Genomic DNA, 18,593 nt, shown 5'->3' on the forward strand with positions numbered 1-18,593 from the left:
GGCGCAGCGGACTGTCCGAACACGGTTTACCCGCGGGCGGTTACCCGGCGAAGGGCTTCCGTCCGTTGCGATTTATGTTGGAAAGGAAGTGAAATCTTGATGCTTACAGGCGTTCAAGTGCTGTTGATCGGAGGCGATGCCAGACAGCTCGAGGTCATCCGCAAACTGGTGGAACTCGACGCGTCCGTTACGGTCGTCGGATTCGACGGTCTCGCCGCCTTGCCCGCCGGGGCAATGTGCGAAGAACTGCGCGAAGAGCTGTTTGACGGCGCGGACGCGGTCATATTGCCGGCAGTCGGGACGGACGATTACGGGATTGTGCCGGCTACATTCAGCACGGGCGAACTGAAGCTGACCGGCGATCATATTGCCAGACTTCCGAAACACTGTAAAATTTATGCCGGCATGGCCAAACCGTATTTGCGCGACCTATGCAGCGGCTATGAGATCGGATTGGTTGAACTGTTTGACCGCGATGACATCGCCATCTACAACTCCATTCCGACGGCGGAAGGGGCCGTGAAGATGGCCATCGAGAATACGGATATTACGATTCACGGTTCCAACTGCATGGTGCTCGGGCTTGGCCGCACCGGGCTCACTTTAGCGAGAACATTGCAAGGATTGGGCGCGAACGTACTTGCCGGCGTGCGCCGCGAAGACGATTTTGCACGTGCGTCGGAGATGAGATTTCAGCCCTTTTATGTACGGGATTTGCTCCATAAAACGGGCAACATTGACTTGCTTTTTAATACAATTCCGACTATGATAGTCACAGCGCAAATTATAACAAAATTGCCCTCTCGAGCCGTCATTATCGACCTCGCTTCCAAGCCCGGCGGAACGGATTTCCGCTTTGCCGAGAAGCGCGGCATCAAGGCGATGCTCGCTCCCGGGTTACCAGGTATCGTAGCACCCGTAACAGCTGGACGGATCATAGCGGATTGTCTCGGTCAGTTAATTATGGAAGATACCAGCAAGCGGGGGAATGGGCAATGAATTGGACGGGAACGACAGTCGGGTACGCATTATCCGGCTCGCATTGCACGTTCGAGGAAGTCATGCCGCAGATCAAGAAATTTGTGGACGCGGGCGCGAACGTGATTCCGATTGTATCGCAGAGCATTATGACGACAGATACCCGCTTCGGCACATCCGCCGAATGGCAGCGTCAATTAAAGGAAATTACGGGCAATGAAATCATATCGACCATTGTACAGGCGGAGCCGCTCGGACCTTCCAAAAAAATCGACGTGCTGCTGATCGCGCCATGCACGGGTAATACGACGAGCAAGCTCGCCAACGCAATGACCGACAGCGCCGTACTGATGGCAGCCAAGGCGCAAATGCGCAACGGCAAGCCCGTCGTTCTGGCGATCTCGACGAACGACGGTTTGGGGCTTAATGCCGCCAATATCGCCAAGCTGCTCGTTGCCAAAAACATTTATTTCGTGCCGTTCGGCCAAGATAATCCGGTGCAAAAACCGAATTCTCTCGTAGCTCGCATGGATCTGGTCATGGAATCTTGCGAGGCGGCGCTGCAAGGTAGACAGCTGCAGCCTTTGCTGGTGGAGCGACATACGTCCTAAACTCAACGTTTCGTGATAGGGATCATTCCTTGACATATGCATCTTAGAGGGGGAGACCACAAACAAATGTCGCATCAGAAATTGTTCAACGTTGCCGTGGTTGGGGCGACAGGCGCAGTAGGGGAACAAATCCTGAATCTGCTTGAATCCAGAAACTTCCCTATCGGACAATTGAAATTGCTTTCTTCCGCCCGCTCCGCCGGGACGAAAGTTTCCTTCAAGGGGCAGGAATATACGGTTGAAGAGGCGACTCCGGACAGCTTCAAAGGAATCGATATCGCGTTGTTCAGCGCAGGCGGAGACGTGAGCAAAGCGCTTGCGCCGCATGCGGTGGAGCATGGCGCCGTCTGTATCGATAATACGAACGCTTACCGGATGGACCCGCAAACTCCGCTCGTCGTTCCGGAAGTGAACATTGAGGAAGTCGGGGGCCATAACGGCATTATTGCGAATCCGAACTGTTCCACCATTCAAATGGTTGCGGCGCTCAAGCCGCTCTACGACCGTTACGGCATATCCAAAATTATCGTTTCGACTTACCAAGCCGTCTCGGGAGCGGGCAGCCGAGCGATCGATGAAATGCTGCGCCAAACGCGCGCTGTGCTTGACGGTGCCGAAGTGAACCCGGACATTTTGCCTGTCGGATCGCTGCCGGTGAAGCATCCAATCGCATTTAATGCGATTCCGCAAATCGACAAGTTTCAGGACAACGGCTATACGCTGGAAGAGATGAAGATGGTCCGCGAAACGAAAAAAATTATGAAGGACGATTCCATCGACGTAACGGCTACATGCGTGCGCATTCCGGTCGTATACGGGCATTCGGAATCGGTCTATGTCGAATTGAAAAACGATTACGAGCTCGAAGACGTCAAACGTCTGCTTTCGGAAGCCCCTGGTATTGTCGTTGTGGATAATAACAGTGAGCAGCAGTATCCTCTGGCAACGGATGCGGCCGGCAAACCGGATGTGCTTGTCGGACGGATTCGCCGCGACCTTGGCAACAAACGCGGTTTGAACCTGTGGATTGTATCCGACAACCTCCTTAAAGGAGCGGCTTGGAACGCCGTGCAAATCGCCGAGCACATTGCCGCAGGGGAATAAATAAACAAGAAGCGGATGGAACGAACCAAGCAGCGGTCGAAAGACGTCTTCAGATGCAACTGCGGAGGAGTAACAACATGGGCGTTCTGGTGCAAAAATTCGGCGGCACGTCGCTTGCTACCGAACAGGCCAGACAACTTGTCATCCGTCATATTGAACGGGAACGAAACTTGGGTCACCGCATCGTTGTTGTCGTTTCGGCAATGGGACGCAAAGGCGATTTATACGCAACGGATACGCTGCTGCAGCTCATTGCCGACAACGGAGGCGCGCTCCCGCCGCGCGAGCGCGATCTGCTGCTTGGCTGCGGAGAAATAATTGCGGCCTCCGTTCTGTGCAGCCTGCTCAATGCTGTAGGTATCCCTGCCGTTGCGTTGACCGGCGGCGGTGCAGGCATCCGTACCGGCGACCGTTTCGGCGAAGCGAGAATTTTGGAGGTTCGGCCGGAGAAGATTTTGCGGCATCTCGATGAAGGCAGCATCGTCATTGTGACCGGATTTCAGGGACAAACGGAAGCCGGCGATATGACGACGCTGGGCAGAGGCGGGAGCGACACGTCGGCGACGGCGCTTGGAGCCGCACTGCATGCAGATATGGTCGATATTTATACCGATGTGAACGGCATTTTGACGGCCGATCCGCGTATTGTGAAGGATGCCCGGCCGCTAACGGTCGTCGGATATGCGGAAATTTGCAACATGGCGCAGCAGGGAGCGAAAGTCATTCATCCCCGTGCCGTTGAAATTGCCGCTCAGGCGCGCATTCCGCTTCGGGTCCGCTCCACATTCTCCGAAGAGGAAGGAACGCTTGTTACGGACACAGTCGTGCTTGCGCATGGAGACCGTTCGCGGCTTCGCGACCGGCACGTAACGGGAATCGCCCATGTGCATGGCGTGACGCAAATTACGGTCGAAACGATTGAAGGACAAAGCGATACGCAGCTGCAGGTGTTTCAATCGATGGCCCGCAATCATATTAGCGTCGATTTTATTAATGTAACGCCGGGCGGAGCGGTCTACACCGTTTCCGATCAGGACGCCGCGAAGGCGGTGGGCATTTTGCAAGGATTGGGCTTCAGTCCGAAAACGGTAAACGGCTGTGCAAAGGTTTCGGTCATCGGCGGCGGCATGAACGGCGTGCCGGGCATTATGGCGCGTATCGTTGAGGCGCTCACCGAAGGGGATATCCCGATATTGCAATCCGCCGATTCCAATACGACGATCTGGGTGTTGGTGCGGGAAGAGCATATGGCCGATGCCCTGCGGGCGCTGCACGCCAAGTTCGAGCTGCATCTATAAAGCTGATGATGAATGCGGTAAGGAGCCAGCGCTATTTGATTGGCTCCTTTATCGCTTATATAATATTTTGCCCTATATAACAGGTAGCCTGATGACAGGAACGATTGTAAGGAGGAGCTTTGGACATGGACTTTGGAAGACTGATTACAGCAATGGTCACTCCTTTCGACGCGGAAGGAGCAATTGACTGGGACACGACGGCCCGTCTGGTTGATTATTTGATTGACGAGCAAAGGAGCGATTCACTTGTTGTATGCGGTACAACGGGAGAGTCACCGACGCTGACCGAGGAAGAGAAACTGGAAATGTTCCGCTTCGTCCTGAAACGGGCGAATGGCCGCTGCAAAGTGATTGCGGGAACCGGGAGCAACAGTACCGTTCACACCATTCATTTGACGAAAGAGGCAGAAAAAATAGGCGTCGATGGCGTTTTGCTCGTCGTGCCTTATTATAATAAGCCTAGCCAAGAAGGAATGTACCGCCATTTTAAAGCGGTTGCCGAAGCGACGGAGCTGCCTGTTATGCTGTATAACGTTCCAGGAAGGACAGGCATCAGCATTTCCGCGGAAACGACGATTCGCCTTGCCCAAATCCGTAACATTGTTGCCACCAAAGAATGCGTTGCGGATCAGGTCGTTGAGATCGTCTCCGGCGCACCCGAAACGTTTCGGGTATACAGCGGCGACGACTCGGCGACGCTGCCCGTACTCGCTGCCGGCGGCTACGGCATTGTCAGCGTAGCGAGCCATATTATCGGTCCCCAGATGAAGGAGATGATCGATGCGTATCTGAGCGGCAACGTAAAGGAAGCGGCTGCGCTGAACATCAAGCTCACACCAATCTTTGAAGGACTATTTGCATGTCCTCATTATGTCCCGAATCCGGTTCCGGTGAAGTATGCGCTCGGTTTGAAGGGAATGCCGGTCGGCGGCGTCCGTCTGCCGCTGGTGGAAGCGAGCGAAGCGGAAGCCGAGTTTCTGCGTCAGCTGGTTCTATAGGTGGAGACTGCGGCCCAATAAACTTACGACAGCCGATGCTTCCAGCATCGGTTTTTTGTTTTTTGGACAACCTGATAACAGCAATTGGAGAGCCGTGACTTGTGTTCCATCTTTTGCATCATGTATAATGAGTTCAAGTGACTGGGTGCGGCAAAGTTTGGCATTAAACTCGTGAGGAGCGGCGTCCAACAGGAATCCAGGAAATAAGCGTTTTCAATATAGAAGTTTTGCTCTCAAAACTATAGGAGGATAGATACACTTGTCAAAAAAGAACAACCAAGACAAACTGCTCATCTTCGCGCTAGGCGGCGTTGGCGAGATCGGTAAAAACATGTATGTCATTCAATACGGCAATGATATCGTCGTTGTAGATGCGGGGCTGAAATTCCCGGAAGAGGATATGCTCGGAATTGATATTGTCATCCCGGATATCAGCTATTTGAGCGAAAATCGCGACAAAGTACGCGGCATTCTGATTACACACGGTCATGAAGACCACATTGGCGGCCTTCCTTACGTTCTGCGTCACCTCAATGTACCGGTTTACGGAACAAAACTGACATTAGGTCTGATCGAAGGCAAATTGAAGGAAGCTGGACTGCTCGGAGAAACGAAGCGGATTTTGATCAACGCCGATTCCGAACTGCAGCTCGGATCGATCCGCGCCAGCTTTTTCAGGACGAACCACAGCATTCCGGATTCCGTCGGCGTATGCTTGGATACACCGGAAGGGACGGTCGTTCACACGGGTGACTTCAAGTTCGATTATACACCGGTTAACGATCAATTTGCGGATTTGCAGCGGATGGCTGAAATTGGAAAAAGAGGCGTACTCGCCCTTCTGTCGGACAGCACAAATGCGGAACGCGCCGGGTTCACGCCGTCGGAGACCAATGTCGGCAACGAATTGGAAGACATTTTCCGCAAAGCTTCCCAGCGTGTCGTTCTGGCGACGTTCGCATCCAACGTTCACCGTATCCAGCAGGTCGTGAACGCGGCGATGGCTACACGCCGCAAAATCGCCGTCGTCGGACGCAGCATGGTAAACGTCGTAACTATCGCTTCGGAGCTCGGCTATTTGAACATTCCGGAAGGCATGATCATCGAGCCGGAGGAAGTGAACAAGCTGGCGGCCGATCGTGTCGTCGTTCTTTGCACCGGCAGCCAGGGCGAACCGATGTCCGCTTTAACTCGCATGGCCCGCTCCACGCACCGCAAAGTCGACATTTTGCCTGGAGATACCGTCATCATTGCCGCAACCCCAATTCCCGGCAATGAACGTTATGTCGGACGCACCGTAGACGAGCTGTTCCGATTGGGGGCCAAAGTCATCTACGGCAACGGTTCCGTTTCGGGCGTTCACGTTTCCGGTCACGGCAGCCAGGAAGAACTGAAATTGATGCTTAATCTTATTAAGCCGAAATATTTTATTCCGATCCACGGCGAATACCGGATGCTCCGTCAGCATGCGCTGCTTGGCGAAGCGGTCGGAATCGAACGCGAAAATATTTTTGTTATCGACAACGGGGATACGGTCGAATTCCAGAACGGAACTGCACGCAGAGGAAGCAAAGTTACGGCGGGCAACGTACTTATCGACGGCTTGGGCGTTGGCGACGTAGGAAACATCGTGTTGCGCGACCGCAAGCTGCTTTCCCAGGACGGCATTCTCGTCGTCGTCGTGACGCTCAGCAAGCAGGACGGAACGATTTTGTCCGGACCGGACATCATCTCGCGCGGTTTCGTATACGTCCGGGAATCGGAAGGGCTGCTCGATGAGGCGAACCGGATCGTAACGTCGACGCTGCACAAGCTGATGAATGACAACGTTAACGAATGGGCGTCGCTCAAGACAAACGTGAAAGATGCGCTGGGCCGTTTTCTTTATGAACAAACGCGCCGCCGTCCGATGATTTTGCCGATCATTATGGAAGTTTAACCCGTGTCGCACTCGGTTGAAAGCTTCGTTTCAACTACCACAAACAAGTCACTAAAGACAGTTCTCTTCCCTTCGCGGGAGGGGAACTGTTTTTTTGTCGGGGAAATGGTGAACACTATGGCGAGCCAATCCACGAGGAGGTACTTGTATATGAATGAGTCACTTAAGCAGGACGCCGGTTCGCCGCGGTCGGAACAGACCGAACCGGCCTCATCTCCCGACAAAAGCAAAATGGAATTGCTGCAGTCTCTCGGACAGACGATGAGCCCCGCGGCGGAATCCAACATTTTTTGCATGACGATCATCGGCCAGGTCGAAGGGCATCTTGTGCTGCCGCCGCAAAACAAAACGACTAAGTACGAGCACTTGATCCCGCAGCTTGTCGCGGCGGAACAAAATCCGAAAATCGAAGGCGTCTTAATTGTGCTTAATACGGTCGGCGGGGATGTCGAAGCCGGATTGGCAATTGCCGAAATGATCTCGTCTTTAAGCAAACCGGCCGTCACGCTCGTGCTGGGCGGGGGGCATTCCATCGGGGTACCGATTGCGGTTTCGGGCAATAAATCGTTTATTGCCGAGACGGCCACGATGACGATTCATCCGATCCGGATGAACGGTCTTGTCATCGGCGTTCCGCAAACGTTCGAATATTTGGAGAAAATGCAGGAAAGAGTCGTTCGCTTCGTTACCTCTCATTCCAACATCTCCGAGCATTTATTCAAGGAGCTGATGTTCAAAACCGGCGAGCTCACCCGCGATATCGGGACGACGATTATCGGTGCCGATGCTGTCAGCAGCGGATTGATCGATGAAGTGGGAGGGCTGGGGCATGCACTGCGGGAACTGAACAGCCTCATCGCGCGCCGCAAGAGCGAGTCCGGAACCGATCCGATGACCGATCCCGCATTTCCATATTCGCCCGGAGTTACGGTGGGTGCGCCGGGAACCGTTATTCAGCCGCCGGTGAATCAGCCCGGTGCCGGAATTCAGCCGCCGGGAGGAATGCCGTCATGACACTTTACACCAATATGCCGCTGGAACTTGTATTGGACGGCTTCCACGGCGAGCGACCGTCGCTCATGACCATCCGAATAAACGGTGTTGTGATGGAGGTCGAGCCGGTTGCGCCGGGGACGGGGAAGATCGTCCGTCTGCTCGAATGCGATTTGTATCAATATTTGAACGCCCAGTATGCGCCGGGCGAACTCGTGTCGTTTTTTGCGGATGCAGTCGTCTCCCCGAATCATTAGGAACATTCCTCCACCTATGGTATAATATTTAGCCAGAGGTGACTGATTTGGGGAAACGCAAGCGTAAAAAAAGAAGATCATTCGGCGACAACTTAAAATATGAGGTTTACGGCATTTTGCTCATCACGATATCGGTGATCGCCTTATCCGGCGAAGCAACGGTCGGCAGATCGTTGTCCAAACTGTTCGGACTCGTGCTGGGCAAATTTTATTTTGTGCTCGCGCTGGTCGGGGTCTATGCCGGATTGTCCGTCATGGTCAAACGCCAATGGCCAAGCGGCTGGTCCAATCGCAAAAGCGGGCTGCTGCTGCTCGTTCTCGCATTTACGCTAATGAGCTCGATGTCGGAGGTCAGCCGCAAGCTCGAACCGAGCGTTGAATTGACCGCTTCGGCTATTATGGAGCAGCTCGGCAGTGATATCCGCGGTGCGCTGCTCACAAGTGACGCCTCGGGCGGAGGGTTGGCGACGCAGCAGTCGATCAGCGGAGGATATGCCGGTGCCGTTCAGTACGCCCTGCTTTACTCGCTCTTTGGCTACTTCGGCGCCAAATTTATTTTGATCGTCATGTTTGCAATTGCGATCATGCTGATCACGGGCCGTTCTTATGTCGATTTGGCGCGCGTTGTGCAGCGGCGTCTCCATAATTTGATTAAGCTAATCCATGCGAAAGCGGCGAGCAGGCCTGTTAAAAGGACGGCTCCCAAAACGAGCGGCCTAACCGCTTTGCAGCCGGACGATATGGTGGATCATTACGATGATGCCGACGACGATTTCGGCGGTACGCTTCAGCCCGCTCGGCAAAATAAAAAGTCGCTGTTTTTTTCATGGCGAAGCAAGGAAGCCGAGCAAACGGCGCAGCCGGCCGGTGACGACGATTGGATGATGGAGGAGCCGTTCAGCAGCGGAGGGGCGAGTCCGGTTTCACCGGAGGTTACCATCTCCTCACGTCAAAGCGATGATGATGTTGATGTGCCTCCTTGGCAGACGCGAGCGGACGATCAGCCGGACAAACGCGCAGGTCAAGCATCGTCTGAAGGGTCGAAGGCTGGCGCGGCGGTTGCTGAATATGAACGCCCCGCGACTGCGGAAAACGATGAGCTCGAGGATGACAACGATGATTGGACGGAGGATCTGGCCGAAGTTCATCCAGAAGGCATTGACGATGGTGAGCTTGACGAATTGCCGGCGGGTTCGGAATCTGCAGCGTTTGATTCGCCGGCTCTTGAAGGAGCAGCGCCGGCTGCCGGCAGCGGCAGTGCAGCAGCCGCTCCTCAAATCCCGGAAGCGAAGCCTTACCGCCTTCCGCCGCTGTCGCTTTTGGCCAAGCCGAGCGGCAGCAGAGGAGGGGATTCCGGGGACAGCAGCGAATCGCGGCGCAAGCTGGAGGCGACGCTGGAAAGCTTCGGCGTCCGCGCCAAAGTGCTTGACGTTGTGCGCGGCCCGGCTGTTACACGGTATGAGGTGCAGCCGGCTACCGGGGTGAAAGTGAGCCGCATCGTCGGTCTGACCGACGATATTGCGCTAGCTCTCGCCGCCAAGGATATCCGGATGGAAGCGCCTATTCCCGGCAAATCGGCAATCGGAATCGAGGTGCCGAATTCTGAAGTTTCCGTCGTTACGATGCGGGAAGTGATGGAGACGCCGACCTTTACGAGCGCACCGTCCAAATTATCAATCGCGTTCGGCCGCGATATTTCCGGACAGACGATCGTCGGCAATTTGGCGCGTATGCCCCATCTTCTCGTTGCGGGTGCGACCGGTTCGGGCAAATCGGTCTGCATCAACGGCATTATTACGAGTATTTTGTATAAAGCCGCTCCCGACGAAGTGAAATTTATGATGATCGATCCGAAGATGGTGGAACTGAACGTATACAACGGCATTCCCCATCTGCTTGCCCCTGTCGTGACCGACCCCCGCAGGGCGTCGCTTGCGCTCAAAAAAATTGTCGTTGAAATGGAAAAGCGGTATGAGCTGTTTTCCAAATCGGCGACGCGCAACATTGAGGGCTACAACGGTTTAATGAAGGACAATCCAGCCGCCGTATTGCCGTATATCGTCGTGATCGTGGACGAGCTTGCCGATTTGATGATGGTAGCGGCGAATGATGTCGAGGAAGCCATTACGAGGCTTGCGCAGATGGCCCGCGCGGCGGGCATCCATCTTATTATTGCGACACAGCGTCCATCCGTCGACGTCATTACCGGCGTGATCAAGGCGAATATTCCGTCGCGGATCGCCTTTGGCGTCTCCTCGCAGGTCGACTCCCGCACCATTCTCGATATGGTCGGCGCGGAGAAGCTGCTCGGACGAGGCGACATGCTGTTCCTGCCGGTCGGCATGTCCAAGCCGATTCGCGTCCAGGGCGCGTTTCTTTCCGATCAGGAGGTGGAAGCGGTCGTTGAGTTCGCCCGCGGGCAGGCGGAAGCGGAATATAAGGAAGATCTCGTTCCGGAAATCGAGGAGCCGTCCGGCGACGACAACGAGCTGCTGGATGAACTGTTCGATCAGGCGGTGCAAATCGTACTCGAAGCCAAACAAGCTTCGGTTTCGCTATTGCAGCGGCGTATGCGCGTCGGGTATACCCGTGCCGCCCGGCTTGTGGACCAAATGGAGGCCAAAGGCATCGTCGGGCCTTACGAAGGAAGCAAGCCGCGGGAAGTACTGCTTTCGCTGGATCAGTACCAGGCGAACCAGAAACATGCATAATCGGCCGCCGCTCTTCTCATACTAGGGACTGTCTTCGCTTTCAGCTGAAACGGCAGCCGTCAGCCGCACAAGAATAAGCTGACGGGCTTTTCGTTTCTCACAGGTTAAGGAAAGCGACCAACCTTGCGAAAGAAAGGCAGATCCCGATATGAAAAAACGACTGATTGTGATGACCGCGATTACCGTATGCTTGCTGATCAGTCTTTATGGGCTGGGAGAGCATCGAAAAGGCGGTTCCAGCGAAACGTTCGGAAATACGACGCTGAAGATCGGCTCGTCGGGCGGCGATGTTTACGAGCTGCAGGGCCGCCTTAAGTATCTTGGTTACTTCGACGGAACAATCGACGGGCATTTTGGCGCCTCAACCAAAAACGCCGTGACTTGGTTTCAATGGAAATTCGGTATGAAGTCCGACGGCGTCGTCGGTGCCCGGACGAAGCTCAAGCTGTGGGAGGCCACGAAGAATTGGCAGCCCGGCGGTCCGGGCGCCGGCGGGGGCGGGACGGCCAAGGCCGAAGCCGTCAATAATGCCGGTGGCGAAGTGGCCAAATCCAATAAATTGGGATTAAGCGCAGCCGATCTGAAAATTATGGCGAACGCCGTGTACGGCGAAGCCCGCGGGGAGCCTTATGAAGGACAGGTTGCCGTAGCGGCCGTCATCATCAACCGGCTCAAGTCGCCCAGCTTTCCGAATTCGATTTCCGGCGTTATTTTTCAACCCGGGGCGTTCACAGCCGTCGCAGACGGCCAAATTTGGCTGACCCCCAACGAAAGAGCAAGAAAGGCGGTCCTGGATGCCCTTAACGGCTGGGATCCGACCGGCGGATGCACGTACTATTTCAATCCGGTAACGGCAACGAGCAAGTGGATTTGGACAAGACCGCAGGTGAAGACGATCGGCAAACATATTTTCTGTATGTAGTCTTGGAAGCAACCAAGGAGCGGGTGATCCTCTTGGTTGCTTCTTCACTTTCGGATCGGTTAGAATGGTATAGAAACCTTGAAAATGGAATAGATTTACTTCAGATAAAGCAGGTATGGAAGGAGCAATCGGTGTGGCTTTTGAACGAGGATCGTACAACCGGATACGTTTGCATGTGCTTCCGACAAACAGGTTCAAAACGTTTGCCATTTCCCTGTTTGCCGGGCTGCCTTTGGATGAAAACTCGGTGACGGAGACGGCATTGATTCCCTTTGTACTGCGCAGAGGAACGGCGTCCACGCCGGAAACGATTGCTTTCCGCGAACGTCTTGATGACTTGTACGGAGCAGGCTTCGGCTTTGACGTCTATAAACGGGGCGACGCCCAGATCGTCCAGTTTCGCATGGACGTCATTAACGACCGATTCGTCAGCTCGGAGCAGTCGCTGCTGGCCGCTTCCCTTAAGCTGCTCGGGGAAGTGGTAACGGAACCGGCAATGGAAGGCGGCAGCTTCCGCACTAAATATGTAAACGCTGAGAAGACGACGCTCCACAAAAAACTGGAGGCGATCGTTAACGATAAAATCCGTTACGCCGCAGAACGCTGCCTGGAGGAAATGTGCAAGGGAGAGCCTTACCAGCTCCACCCGCTGGGCAGGCTTGACGACGTGGAGCGGATAACCCCCGAGTCATTGTCTGCCGCATACCGCGGCTGGCTGTCCCGTTCGGCGCTTGATTTGTACGTCGTCGGCGATACTTCGCTTGAAGAGGTCCAGAGGCTGGTTGCCGACTGCTTCAAGCTGGAGGCGGACGGAACGCCTTCCGCTTACAGCAAACCGGTGATCAAACGCCGGACCGGCGATGAAAAAACGGTTGTCGAACGGATGGAAGTGAGCCAAGGGAAGCTGAACATGGGACTGCGCACCGGAGTCGGCTACGCCGACGAACAGTACGCGGCAGCGCTGATGTACAACGGAATATTGGGCGGTTACCCGCATTCCAAGCTGTTTTTGAACGTGCGCGAGAAACAGAGTCTGGCTTATTATGCGGCTTCGCGGCTGGATGGGCATAAAGGGATCTGCACGATCCAATCCGGCATCGAAATCGCCAATTATGAGAAGGCGGTCGCGATTATTAAAGAGCAGCTGGAGAGCATGCGCAGCGGCGAGCTGTCGGAGCTTGAAATGAGCCAGACGAGGGCGATGATCACGAACCATTTGCGCGAGCTTCAGGATTCGGCCTACGAAATGATCGCCTACGATTTCAACACCGTTTTGTCCGGACAAGAACGCACCGCGACGGAGCTGATCCGCCAGATTGGCGCTGTAACGCCGGAGCAGATCGCGGAAGTCGCACGCGGCGTGGAACTCGATACGATCTATTTCTTGCGTGACGGAAAGGAGGCCTGAGGCGGCTGTGGAACCTCTCGTTTATGAAGGCGTCGAAGAGACGCTGTACCATGAAGTAATGCCGAACGGGCTGAATGTGTACGTCCTGCCCAAGGAAGGTTTTCAAAAAACGTATGCTACTTTCTCCACCAAATACGGATCGGTCGACAACTATTTTGCCGTCGGCGATCAGCCGCTCATTAAAGTGCCGGACGGCATCGCCCATTTTCTGGAACACAAAATGTTCGAGGAACCGACGGGGGACATTTTTGCCACCTTTGCGTCGCAAGGCGCTTCGGCTAATGCATATACCAGCTTTGACCGGACCGTTTATCTGTTTTCGGCAACGGAGCAGATATCAAGCAATATACGGACGTTGATCGACTTCGTGCAAAATCCGTATTTTACCGACCAGAACGTCGAAAAGGAAAAAGGAATCATCGAGCAGGAGATCAACATGTACCGCGACAATGCGGACTGGAGAGTTTACTTCGGTCTCATTGATGCGCTTTACAACGTGCATCCGGTACATATCGATATCGCCGGAACGGTCGAATCGATCCGGAAGATTGATAAAGAAACGCTGTATCAATGCTACCGGACGTTTTACCATCCCACCAATATGATTTTGTTTGTAGTGGGAGGCGTCAAGGCGGAAGAAGTGTTCGAGCTTGTACGCAGCAACCAGGCTGACAAGCATTTCGAGCCGCAGGGCCCGATCCGAAGAGAGTTCGAAATTGAGCCGACAAAAGTGAAAATTCCGCGCAGAACGTCGGTGCTTCCGGTATCGCTTCCCAAATGCCTGTTCGGCTTCAAAGAAAAGGAGACGGGGTTAACCGGCGCCGAGCTGCTGAAGCGTGAAGTGACGACGAAGCTGATGCTCGATACGCTGCTCGGTTCTAGCTCGCCGCTTTACCAGTCGCTGTACGACGACAATTTGATTTCCGATTCTTTTGGGCACGAATACAACAGCAGCACCGACTATGCATTCTCGGTTATCGGAGGCGACACCCGGGATCCGGATGCGCTGCTCGCTGCCATTAAAGCATCGGTGGAGCAAGCGCTTGAACAAGGGATCGACCGGACGGCTTTCGAGCGCAATAAACGGAAACGGATCGGCGGGTACCTGCGCATGCTCAATTCCCCGGAGGCTATTGCAGGCGAATTTACCCGTTATAAATTTCGCGGGCAGGATCTGTTCGAGCTGCTGCCGTTCTACGAAAATGTCACGATCGAGGACGTTAACATACGGATGAAAGAGCATTTCGACTGGAATCAGCTTTCCGTCTCGATCGTCGACAAAACCGCGCGGTGAAATCTTTGAACGAAATGACGGCGCTTATTACCGGGGGAAGCCGGGGCATCGGAGCAGCAATTGCGGAAAGGTTCGCCTCGGAAGGGATGAACGTCGTCATTCATTATTTAGAGTCGCACGAATCCGCCAATGATACTGCCCGCCGCTGTATGAGGTTCGGTGTCAACGTCATGACCGTATCCGCAGATTTGCGCTCGCGCGAACAGCTGCTTCGAATGAGGGAGAAGCTGCAGCACAATGGGATGATGCCGGACATATTGGTAAACAATGCCGGCATCGCCCATTTCGGTATGCTTTCGGACGTCTCGGAGGCGGATTGGGACGACGTGATGGCGGTCAATTTAAAAGGGATGTTTTTGTGTACCCAGTTGTTTATGCCGACTATGATTTCGCGCCGCTTCGGAAGAATCGTGAATGTCTCCTCCGTTTGGGGTCTGTCCGGCGCTTCCTGCGAAGTGCTTTATTCCACGACAAAAGGCGGAATGAACGCATTTACGAAAGCGCTGGCCAAAGAACTGGCTCCTTCCGGAGTAACGGTAAACGCGGTTGCGCCCGGCGCGGTCGATACGGTGATGAACAGCAATCTGGACGCAGAGGAAAAAAACGCACTGGAGCAGGAAATCCCGGCGGGAAGGTTTGCTCAGCCCGACGAAATCGCTTCTCTCGTTTATTTCCTCGCCTTGCCCGAGTCTGCATATATTACCGGTCAAATTATTAGCCCGAACGGCGGTTGGATGACTTAAGGCGCTTCTGCTTGCCGGCCGGCGCAACTTTTTTCCTTCGTTATTCGTTGAATAAGAAACGGCTGCTCCGCACAGAATAGGACTGTTGATGATTCCTTTCCCCAACCATTGAAGGAGGGTAACCCGATGTCAACTGTCCTGTCCAGTTTCGAATCATGGAAACATTTTTTGTCGGAGCGCGTGGAGCAAGGTAAAAAAATGGGCTTAACGGAAGATACAATCTCCAATCTCGCCTATGAAATCGGGGCTTTTTTGGACGAGAAGGTCGATCCCAAAAATGAAGAGCAGCGGGTGCTGAAGGAGATTTGGGATGCGGGCGACGAACAGGAGCGCAAAACACTTGCGCGCTTGATGGTCAAGCTGGTACAGCACTCGTAACGATGTTTTTGTGTAATCAGGAGGCTCCCTCTAAAGGGAGCTTTTCTGGCATGGTCTTGCAGGATTATGACGAACGTTGTAGAATTAGTACTTTAAATACGGTTTCGTAAGGTTGTCAATGGTCGAATTTTGTCGATTGATGGTGCGGAATGATAGGATGGTGTGTTTAATGGAATCTAAACAGTGGTATATGGAGTACAAAATACATAAGAACCGTCCTGGTCTGCTCGGCGATATCGCTTCGCTGCTCGGGATGTTAAATGTAAATATTATTACGATTAACGGGGTCGAGGATCGGACGCGCGGAATGCTGCTGCAAACGAACGATGACCAAAAAATCGAGATTTTGGAAAGAATGCTGCGTAAAGTTGAAAATATTACCGTCAATAAACTGCGCCCGCCTACGCTTCTCGACCGGCTGGCCGTACGGCACGGAAGATATATCGAGCGGGATTCGGACGACCGCAAAACGTTCCGTTTTACGCGGGATGAACTGGGACTTTTGGTCGATTTTCTCGGCGAAATCTTTAAACGCGACGGTAATCAGGTCATCGGGATTCGCGGAATGCCGCGAGTAGGCAAAACGGAGTCGATTATCGCCGGCAGCGTATGTTCGAACAAGAGGTGGACGTTCGTTTCTTCGACGCTGCTCCGGCAAACGGTCCGCAGCCAGCTCTCCAGCGAAGAGATTAATCCGAACAATATTTTCATTATAGACGGCATTGTCAGCACGATCCGCTCAAACGAGAAGCACCATGCCCTGCTTCAAGAAATTATGGCGATGCCTTCAACGAAGGTGATCGAGCATCCCGATATATTTATTCAGGAATCGCAATACGATTACAGCCATTTTACGACGATTATAGAGCTTCGTAATACGCCCGACGAAGAAATTACGTATGAAACGATAACGGCCAATTATAACGAATTCTAAGAAAGGAGGAGCGGCAGTTCATGTCTGAATTAGGCCTTACGCTTCGCAAAGCAAGAGAAGAGCAAGGATTGACTCTCGACGAAATTCAGGAATCGACGAAAATTCGGAAGCACTATTTGGAAGCGATTGAAGAAGGCAACTATAAAGCGCTCCCGGGGAGCTTCTATGTCCGCGCATTTGTCAAAAACTACGCAGACGCGGTCGGACTGGATTCGGAGGAGTTGCTCCGTTTTTATAAGAGCGAGCTGCCCGGCGCAGCGCCGGACCTCGTGATGGATACGGGAACGATTCGCGTTCCGCGGCGGGCTGAAACGTCACGTACTTCGGAACGGTTCGGCAAGCTCGGCTTTTCGGTGCTAATGTGGTCTTTTCTGCTGCTGATTGTCGTCCTTGTGTATGTTTTCGTCATTAACCGGGACAACGGGGAACCGCCAAAGACGGCCGATAATACATCGTTTACGGACAAAACGAATCCGCCGTCGTCTTCTGCTAACGGCAGCGGTCAGGGAGGTTCCAAAGGAACGGCGGGGGGCACGGAAGGACCAGGTGCCGGCGGGACGGACGCAGCGGGTGGAGGCACTGCAGGCGAGGGCACCGGGACACCTGGCACAGAAGCAGGGGCGGGTACAGGCGACCAGTCGGCTACAACCGTCACGTTTTCCAAAAAAAGCGGCAAGACCGATCATTATGATGTAGCCCCGCCGGGTCAGCATACGGTCGATATTTCGGTCAGCGGCGGCGATGCGTGGCTGGAAGTCCGCAAAGACAGCTCCAAAGGCGAATTTGTTCAGAACGGAATCGCACAGGACGGAACGAAGGTGAGCTTTTCGCTCGATACTCCGATCTATATCAATACCGGCCGTGCCGATTTGACGGAAATTAAGGTTGACGGTCAAGTGATCGAGGACGGAGACCGGCCCGGATCGAAAAAAATCCAGTTTGATCCTTCCGCCCCGGGGACTTCAGGCACATCGGCAGCGGACGGCGGATCGCGGGCCGGGAGTACGGCGGATAGCGGGGCTACCGGAAGCGATACTCCTTCTGCGGGTCAATAAATCAGCCAAAAGGCGTCCCAAGCCGGGATGCCTTTTCTTGTTTATCAAAGTACGTTATAATACGGCAAGAAAAGTTTGGAAACATAAAGGAGTGGAATGCGATGAGCTCTGAAAGCTCTTTTGATATCGTGTCGAAGGTGGATATGCAGGAATTGAACAACGCCATCGTACAGGCGGAGCGGGAAATCGAAACCCGGTTCGACTTCAAAGGCAGCAAAAGCAGCATTTCGATGGAAAAAGAAGACCTGGTCGTCGTATCGGACGACGAATACAAGTTGAAGAGCGTTATCGATATTTTGCAGTCCAAGATGATCAAGCGCGGGGTGCCGATCAAAAATATGGAATACGGAAAGATCGAGGGGGCCTCCGCCCATACCGTCCGCCAGCGGATTAAGCTGAAGCAGGGAATCGAGCAGGACATTGCCAAAAAAATCAACATTTTGATCCGCGATTCGAAGCTGAAAGTGAAAAGCCAGATCCAGGGCGACCAAATTCGCGTTACCGGCAAAAGCCGCGACGATCTTCAATCCGTCATCCAGCTGCTCAGAGGCGCCGATCTGGCGATCGAGCTGCAGTTTACCAATTACAGGTAGGGTGAAAAAGGAAGCGCTGCGCGGGCGGGCGGCTTAATCCTCCGATCGCATTCGCCTCCGGATTCGATTAACTTCGTTTGGTGAAAGGGCCCCGCTGCGCGGACTAATTATTCTTCCGATCGCTGTTGTCCCCGGATTTCTTTGATTGTACCGCATAGCGGTAGAAATCCGGGGACAAAGGCGAACGCTCCGCTTCTCCAGAACAATTAGTCTGCTCCGCTCGCTTTCACCTCGTTAAATCGGGGACAAAGGCGACCGCTGCGCTTCTACAGATTCAAGCCCGCCCGCTTCGCTCTCCTTTTTCGGGGTGGGAGCAGGGGAGGCTGTGCTAGAGTGCTCGCTTGCCTACAACTGAAAACATGGATAATCTGCAACGG

Annotated in this window: 17 protein-coding genes; all 17 read left to right on the plus strand. The window is 53.9% G+C overall.

Annotated features, from left to right (window positions below; genetic code table 11):
- Positions 1-99 precede the first annotated feature (99 nt).
- Positions 100-999 carry a dipicolinate synthase subunit DpsA gene (dpsA, locus tag VN24_RS21130; protein ID WP_045672042.1) on the plus strand — a complete coding sequence of 300 codons (900 nt, stop codon included), beginning with the start codon at positions 100-102 and terminating at the stop codon, positions 997-999.
- Entirely contained in the window at positions 996-1,589 is a 594-nt protein-coding gene (locus VN24_RS21135; RefSeq protein WP_045672043.1) for a dipicolinate synthase subunit B, read from the plus strand. Before dpsA ends, VN24_RS21135 begins: the two co-directional genes overlap by 4 nt.
- 66 nt (positions 1,590-1,655) lie before the next feature.
- Positions 1,656-2,693: an aspartate-semialdehyde dehydrogenase gene (locus VN24_RS21140; protein ID WP_045672044.1), complete on the plus strand. Its 1,038-nt coding sequence runs from the start codon at positions 1,656-1,658 to the stop codon at positions 2,691-2,693.
- 77 nt (positions 2,694-2,770) lie between these two features.
- On the plus strand, positions 2,771-3,991 hold the full coding sequence (dapG, locus tag VN24_RS21145) for an aspartate kinase (protein WP_045672045.1): 1,221 nt from the start codon (positions 2,771-2,773) through the stop codon (positions 3,989-3,991).
- A 125-nt stretch (positions 3,992-4,116) separates the two neighbouring features.
- Positions 4,117-4,989, plus strand: coding sequence for a 4-hydroxy-tetrahydrodipicolinate synthase (gene dapA, locus VN24_RS21150; protein WP_045672046.1), 873 nt, complete (start codon positions 4,117-4,119; stop codon positions 4,987-4,989).
- Between the two features lie 259 nt (positions 4,990-5,248).
- On the plus strand, positions 5,249-6,928 hold the full coding sequence (locus VN24_RS21155; RefSeq protein ID WP_045672047.1) for a ribonuclease J: 1,680 nt from the start codon (positions 5,249-5,251) through the stop codon (positions 6,926-6,928).
- A 150-nt stretch (positions 6,929-7,078) separates the two neighbouring features.
- A complete protein-coding gene (locus tag VN24_RS21160) occupies positions 7,079-7,942 on the plus strand; it encodes a ClpP family protease (protein ID WP_082083975.1) in 864 nt (287 codons plus the stop codon).
- Positions 7,939-8,178: a YlzJ-like family protein gene (locus VN24_RS21165; RefSeq protein ID WP_045672048.1), complete on the plus strand. Its 240-nt coding sequence runs from the start codon at positions 7,939-7,941 to the stop codon at positions 8,176-8,178. The genes VN24_RS21160 and VN24_RS21165 overlap by 4 nt, the downstream gene beginning before the upstream one ends.
- A 47-nt stretch (positions 8,179-8,225) precedes the next feature.
- Positions 8,226-10,889 (plus strand): FtsK/SpoIIIE family DNA translocase, encoded by a 2,664-nt coding sequence (locus VN24_RS21170; RefSeq protein ID WP_045672049.1) that lies wholly within the window; start codon positions 8,226-8,228, stop codon positions 10,887-10,889.
- 148 nt (positions 10,890-11,037) lie between these two features.
- A complete protein-coding gene (gene sleB / locus VN24_RS21175; RefSeq protein WP_045672050.1) occupies positions 11,038-11,811 on the plus strand; it encodes a spore cortex-lytic enzyme in 774 nt (257 codons plus the stop codon).
- A gap of 115 nt (positions 11,812-11,926) precedes the next feature.
- Entirely contained in the window at positions 11,927-13,219 is a 1,293-nt protein-coding gene (yfmF, locus tag VN24_RS21180) for an EF-P 5-aminopentanol modification-associated protein YfmF (RefSeq protein WP_045672051.1), read from the plus strand.
- A 7-nt stretch (positions 13,220-13,226) separates the two neighbouring features.
- Complete coding sequence (gene yfmH / locus VN24_RS21185) at positions 13,227-14,513, plus strand: EF-P 5-aminopentanol modification-associated protein YfmH (RefSeq protein WP_045672052.1); 1,287 nt, start codon at positions 13,227-13,229, stop codon at positions 14,511-14,513.
- Positions 14,514-14,527: 14 nt separating this feature from the next.
- Positions 14,528-15,256: an elongation factor P 5-aminopentanone reductase gene (ymfI, locus tag VN24_RS21190; protein ID WP_045673539.1), complete on the plus strand. Its 729-nt coding sequence runs from the start codon at positions 14,528-14,530 to the stop codon at positions 15,254-15,256.
- A gap of 126 nt (positions 15,257-15,382) precedes the next feature.
- Positions 15,383-15,634: a DUF3243 domain-containing protein gene (locus tag VN24_RS21195; protein ID WP_045672053.1), complete on the plus strand. Its 252-nt coding sequence runs from the start codon at positions 15,383-15,385 to the stop codon at positions 15,632-15,634.
- Between the two features lie 169 nt (positions 15,635-15,803).
- Positions 15,804-16,568: a DUF3388 domain-containing protein gene (locus VN24_RS21200; protein ID WP_045672054.1), complete on the plus strand. Its 765-nt coding sequence runs from the start codon at positions 15,804-15,806 to the stop codon at positions 16,566-16,568.
- Between the two features lie 20 nt (positions 16,569-16,588).
- A complete protein-coding gene (locus VN24_RS26540; protein WP_052703069.1) occupies positions 16,589-17,623 on the plus strand; it encodes a helix-turn-helix domain-containing protein in 1,035 nt (344 codons plus the stop codon).
- A gap of 101 nt (positions 17,624-17,724) precedes the next feature.
- Positions 17,725-18,216, plus strand: a complete 492-nt coding sequence (locus VN24_RS21215; protein WP_045672057.1) for a YajQ family cyclic di-GMP-binding protein — start codon at positions 17,725-17,727, stop codon at positions 18,214-18,216.
- Positions 18,217-18,593 lie beyond the last annotated feature (377 nt).

Source organism: Paenibacillus beijingensis, from assembly GCF_000961095.1.
Taxonomy (GTDB): domain Bacteria; phylum Bacillota; class Bacilli; order Paenibacillales; family Paenibacillaceae; genus Paenibacillus_O; species Paenibacillus_O beijingensis.

What these genes read in the sequence shown, in the direction of transcription:
- VN24_RS21200 (WP_045672054.1), top strand. Translation starts at nt 15,804, where the DNA reads ATGGAATCTAAACAGTGGTATATGGAGTACAAAATACATAAGAACCGT.
- VN24_RS26540 (WP_052703069.1), top strand. Translation starts at nt 16,589, where the DNA reads ATGTCTGAATTAGGCCTTACGCTTCGCAAAGCAAGAGAAGAGCAAGGA.
- VN24_RS21195 (WP_045672053.1), top strand. Translation starts at nt 15,383, where the DNA reads ATGTCAACTGTCCTGTCCAGTTTCGAATCATGGAAACATTTTTTGTCG.
- dpsA (WP_045672042.1), top strand. Translation starts at nt 100, where the DNA reads ATGCTTACAGGCGTTCAAGTGCTGTTGATCGGAGGCGATGCCAGACAG.
- VN24_RS21160 (WP_082083975.1), top strand. Translation starts at nt 7,079, where the DNA reads ATGAATGAGTCACTTAAGCAGGACGCCGGTTCGCCGCGGTCGGAACAG.
- VN24_RS21140 (WP_045672044.1), top strand. Translation starts at nt 1,656, where the DNA reads ATGTCGCATCAGAAATTGTTCAACGTTGCCGTGGTTGGGGCGACAGGC.
- ymfI (WP_045673539.1), top strand. Translation starts at nt 14,528, where the DNA reads ATGACGGCGCTTATTACCGGGGGAAGCCGGGGCATCGGAGCAGCAATT.
- VN24_RS21215 (WP_045672057.1), top strand. Translation starts at nt 17,725, where the DNA reads ATGAGCTCTGAAAGCTCTTTTGATATCGTGTCGAAGGTGGATATGCAG.
- dapA (WP_045672046.1), top strand. Translation starts at nt 4,117, where the DNA reads ATGGACTTTGGAAGACTGATTACAGCAATGGTCACTCCTTTCGACGCG.
- sleB (WP_045672050.1), top strand. Translation starts at nt 11,038, where the DNA reads ATGAAAAAACGACTGATTGTGATGACCGCGATTACCGTATGCTTGCTG.
- VN24_RS21165 (WP_045672048.1), top strand. Translation starts at nt 7,939, where the DNA reads ATGACACTTTACACCAATATGCCGCTGGAACTTGTATTGGACGGCTTC.
- VN24_RS21135 (WP_045672043.1), top strand. Translation starts at nt 996, where the DNA reads ATGAATTGGACGGGAACGACAGTCGGGTACGCATTATCCGGCTCGCAT.
- dapG (WP_045672045.1), top strand. Translation starts at nt 2,771, where the DNA reads ATGGGCGTTCTGGTGCAAAAATTCGGCGGCACGTCGCTTGCTACCGAA.
- yfmF (WP_045672051.1), top strand. Translation starts at nt 11,927, where the DNA reads ATGGAAGGAGCAATCGGTGTGGCTTTTGAACGAGGATCGTACAACCGG.